Source organism: Streptomyces sparsus, assembly GCF_054776295.1.
The window spans coordinates 1-4,418 of the sequence record NZ_BAAHCA010000394.1 but is presented as its reverse complement, the minus strand read 5'-3'; the positions used below and the strand labels follow the sequence as shown (position 1 = coordinate 4,418).

Annotated in this window: 3 protein-coding genes and 1 pseudogene; all 4 read right to left on the bottom strand. The window is 70.6% G+C overall.

All coding sequences use genetic code 11. The features are described 5' to 3' along the window. A pseudogene (locus ACYVE9_RS17080) lies at window positions 1-282 on the bottom strand (hypothetical protein); the annotation flags it as partial. After that, a complete protein-coding gene (locus tag ACYVE9_RS17075; protein ID WP_461028730.1) occupies window positions 254-691 on the bottom strand; it encodes an acyl-CoA thioesterase in 438 nt (145 codons plus the stop codon). The pseudogene ACYVE9_RS17080 and the gene ACYVE9_RS17075, both read right to left, overlap by 29 nt. Window position 692: 1 nt before the next feature. Then, window positions 693-2,357 (bottom strand): energy-dependent translational throttle protein EttA, encoded by a 1,665-nt coding sequence (ettA, locus tag ACYVE9_RS17070; protein ID WP_461028729.1) that lies wholly within the window; start codon window positions 2,355-2,357, stop codon window positions 693-695. A 270-nt stretch (window positions 2,358-2,627) separates the two neighbouring features. Then, complete coding sequence (locus tag ACYVE9_RS17065; RefSeq protein ID WP_461028728.1) at window positions 2,628-4,052, bottom strand: Cys-Gln thioester bond-forming surface protein; 1,425 nt, start codon at window positions 4,050-4,052, stop codon at window positions 2,628-2,630. Window positions 4,053-4,418 lie beyond the last annotated feature (366 nt).

Genomic DNA, 4,418 nt, shown 5'->3' with positions numbered 1-4,418 from the left:
GGTGACGGCCGCCGGCGCGGTGAGCGTGCCTCGGCGCTCGTCCACGGCCTCCAGCAGCTCCCCCGCCGAGACGGTGGTGTCCAGTTCGACGGGCGTGCGCAGCCGCGCGGTGCGGATGGCGAGCACCTCGAACCGCGCGGGCCGGGCGAAGACCCCGGCCACGCCGCCACCCGCCTGGATGCGGACGGCGGCGTTCTTCTCCCAGCGCAGCAGCCGCTCCAGGAAGGCGGAGAGGCCTGCCGCTCCGCCGGGATCAGCGAATACGAGTCGCTGCGCGCTCATGGAAGGTGTCATCCAGGTACGTCTCCAGGAAGGACCTCTCCTCGGCGGTGAGCCGGCGGGGACGTTCCTCCTTCAGGTTGTAGGGAACGACGACGGTGGCCGCCCGGACGAAGAGGGTGTCGGCGTCCTTGATCTCGTAGGAGATCGTCAGCGAGGCGGCGCCCAGCTTGGACACCCACGACTCGACCGTCACCGGCTCGTGCCGGTGGACCAGCGGACGCAGGTACTCGATCTCGTGCCGGGCCACCACGGACCCGCCGGTGAACGCGTCGGAGCGGGCGTCCCGCGCCAGCCGGAACATGAAGTCGATGCGCGCCTCTTCCAGGTACCGCAGGAAGACGACGTTGTTGACGTGCCCGAAGGCGTCCATGTCCGACCAGCGCAGGGGGCACTGGTAGATGTGCCGCACGTCAGCCCCGGGTCAGCTTCTTGTAGGTCGCCCGGTGCGGACGGGCCGCGTCCGGGCCGAGGCGCTCGATCTTGTTCTTCTCGTAGGACTCGTAGTTGCCCTCGAACCAGAACCACTTGCTCTCGCCCTCGTAGGCGAGGATGTGGGTCGCGACGCGGTCCAGGAACCACCGGTCGTGGGAGACGACCACGGCGCAGCCGGGGAACTCCAGCAGTGCGTTCTCCAGCGAGGACAGCGTCTCGACGTCCAGGTCGTTCGTCGGTTCGTCGAGCAGCAGCAGGTTGCCGCCCTGCTTGAGGGTCAGCGCCAGGTTCAGCCGGTTGCGCTCACCGCCGGACAGCACGCCGGCCGGCTTCTGCTGGTCCGGGCCCTTGAAGCCGAAGGCGCTGACGTAGGCGCGGGAGGGCATCTCGACCTGGCCGACGTTGATGTAGTCCAGCTCGTCGGAGACGACGGCCCACAGCGTCTTCTTCGGGTCGATGTTGGCGCGGGTCTGGTCGACGTAGGAGATCTTGACGGTCTCGCCGACCTTGATCGACCCGGAGTCCGGCTCCTCGAGTCCCTGGATCATCTTGAACAGCGTCGTCTTGCCGGCGCCGTTCGGGCCGATCACACCGACGATGCCGTTGCGGGGCAGGGTGAAGGAGAGGTCGTCGATGAGGACCTTGTCGCCGAAGGCCTTGGAGAGGTTGTCGATCTCCACCACGACGCTGCCCAGTCGCGGGCCCGGCGGGATCTGGATCTCCTCGAAGTCCAGCTTGCGCATCTTGTCCGCCTCGGCGGCCATCTCCTCGTAGCGCGTGAGGCGCGCCTTGGACTTGGCCTGGCGTCCCTTGGCGTTGGAGCGGACCCAGTCCAGCTCCTCCTTGAGGCGCTTCTGCCGCTTGACGTCGCGCTGGCCCTCGACCTTCAGCCGGGACTGCTTCTTCTCCAGGTAGGTGGAGTAGTTGCCCTCGTAGGCGATGGCCCGGCCGCGGTCCAGCTCCAGGATCCACTCGGCCACGTTGTCCAGGAAGTACCTGTCGTGGGTCACGGCGACGACGGTGCCGGCGTACTTGGCGAGGTGCTGCTCCAGCCACTCCACGGACTCGGCGTCCAGGTGGTTGGTGGGCTCGTCGAGCAGCAGCAGGTCGGGCGCCTCGAGCAGCAGCTTGCACAGGGCGACGCGGCGCTTCTCGCCGCCGGACAGCGTGGTCACGGGCCAGTCGCCGGGCGGGCAGCCCAGCGCGTCCATGGCCTGCTCCAACTGGGCGTCGAGGTCCCAGGCGTTGGCGTGGTCGAGGTCCTCCTGGAGCTTGCCCATCTCCTCCATCAGCGCGTCGGAGTAGTCGGTGGCCATCAGCTCGGCGACCTCGTTGAAGCGGTCGAGCTTGCCCTTGATGGCGGCCACGCCGTCCTGCACGTTCTCCAGCACGGTCTTGGACTCGTCCAGCGGCGGCTCCTGGAGCAGCATGCCGACGCTGTAACCGGGCGAGAGGAAGGCGTCACCGTTGGAGGGCTGCTCCAGACCCGCCATGATCTTCAGCACGGTGGACTTACCGGCGCCGTTGGGGCCGACCACACCGATCTTCGCGCCGGGCAGGAAGCTCAGGGTGACGTCGTCCAGGATCACCTTGTCGCCGTGCGCCTTGCGCGTCTTGCGCATGGTGTAGATGTACTCAGCCAAGAGAAACCGTCCGGCTATGTGGGAGTGGGCAGATGAACCCATCCTGCCGTACGGGACGCCCTGGGTGGAAACCGGAGCCGGGCCGCCCCGGCGTGCGACGGCGTTCCGCGCGGGCAGGACCCTCGTCGGGCGCACCGCGGGCAGCCCCGCGGGGTCACCCCCCGCTGCTGGTCGGGGCCGCTCAGTCTCGCCGCACTCGCCGGGCCGCGCCCGGCGGCCGTGGAGGCTGGGCCCGGGGCCTGGACCTCGACCCCCGGACCCCGGGCGCGGCTACTGGTCGCCGGCCGTCCGCCGTTCGGTGCCGCGGTGGCTGCGGACCATCCACACCGCACCGCCACCGAGCGCCAGCAGGCTCATCCCGATCCCGACCAGCAGCGGGGTGTTGCTGTCCGAACCGGTCTCCGCGAGGTTGACGGAACCGGTGCTGCCGCCGACGGTGACCGGGGCCGTCTGCACGGACGGCCCTTCGTCGTCGCCCGTCCCGCTGCTGACGGTGGCGCAGTCGAGCACCCCGGCGAAGGTGTGCGACAGCCCGTTGGGGCCGGCCACCGTGATGCGGTACGCCTGGTCCTCCTGGACCGGCACGGTGATGGTGTCGGTGCTGCCGGCGTCCACGGTGTGCTCGGCCTCACCGACGGTGAAGGTGAAGGGGGCGTCGCCCTGGTTGGCGACGGTCAGGTCCAGGCCGCCCGCCGCGCAGTTCTTCTGCGCGGAGACCGCCGGGACGGCGCCGTCCGCCGCCCACGTCGCGGTGGCGGTCGCGGTGACGGTGGCGTCGCTGGACCCGGCGAGGATCTGGGTCTGGCTGGTGGCGTGCTCCCCGATGCCGGTGAGGGTCCGGCCGACCGGCACCGGGGTGACCGCCTCGACGGTGACCGAGGTGGCGGCGTCCGGTGCGTCCTCGGGCACGTCGAACCAGAGCTGCGTGCCGTCGCTCGCCGAGGTGATCTCCTCGCCTTCGGCGTCGACGATGCGCACCCCGCGGGCGGCGGCGTCCGGTGCCGGGGACACGCCGGCGGTCTGCGCGCCGGTGCGCACGGTGACCGGCCCCAGCCTCTGGCCCGGCTCCCCCGACACCGCCGGCGGTTCGAGGGTGAGCGAGGCCTTCGGCTCACCGGCGTCGCGGGCCGCCTCGTGGAGGTGGTCGGCGAGCTTCTCCGCGTTCGGGTCCGCCGCCGAGACGTCGGCGCCGTCGGAGTAGCGCCAGATCGCCACCTGGGTACCGGCGGCCGCGGTCTGGGGGGTGAGCTGCCGGGCGCCGGACGCCTTGGCGAGCGCGGCGAGGTCGTTCACCTGCGGGTAGGAGTGCTGGAGGATCCAGCGGATCTTGCTCGCGTCGGGATTGTCGTGCAGCGAGGAGGTCTTCCAGGGCACTTCCTGGTAGCGGGCCTGCTCCTGCGTGGGGTTGTGCATGTCGATGCAGTACGTCTGGAGGCTTCCGCCGCCCGCGACGGACATCTCGAAGAGGCCCGCGCCCGTCTCCGTCGTCTCGCCGTCCTCCCGGACGAGGGCCTGGTCGTAGATCTTCAGCCCGTCCAGGGTGGCGACGGCACCGCCCGGCTGCGGATCGGCGTCCTGCGCCGGCGCCGCCGACGCGGGCGTGGCACCCACCGTCACCGTGGCCGCCGCCAGCAGGCCCGAAGCCAGCGCCGCGACCACGCGCCGGGTGGTCACCCGTCCGCGTACAAACATCATGCGTGTCCCCTCGTCAACCCCGTGAGTCTGCCGGGATCGTAAGGACGCAGACGCACCACGATCCCCAACTTTCGCAACTGCCACGCGTACCGACTCGGAATCGTTATCACCGAATAGCCAGAAGCCGGACATCGGTGAGGAGTTGCCTCGGACAGCGTCGCACTTCGTCACACACCGCAGTACGTCTCCCCAAGGGTTCCGCGTTCACGACGGCACACCATGTGACGCCGCGTCAGTACCGTCCGCTCACCCGGCCGCAGGCGGGCGCCGACTCGCGGCGCGGTTCACGGCACGGGCGTCGGCGGCGAGTGGGCCTCCGCACCTCCCCTGGAGACGGGAACAGCGGGCGGCCCCGCGGCCGTCGGC

Excerpts from the sequence above, each read along its gene's own strand:
- ACYVE9_RS17065 (WP_461028728.1), bottom strand. The coding sequence starts at position 4,052 with ATGATGTTTGTACGCGGACGGGTGACCACCCGGCGCGTGGTCGCGGCG.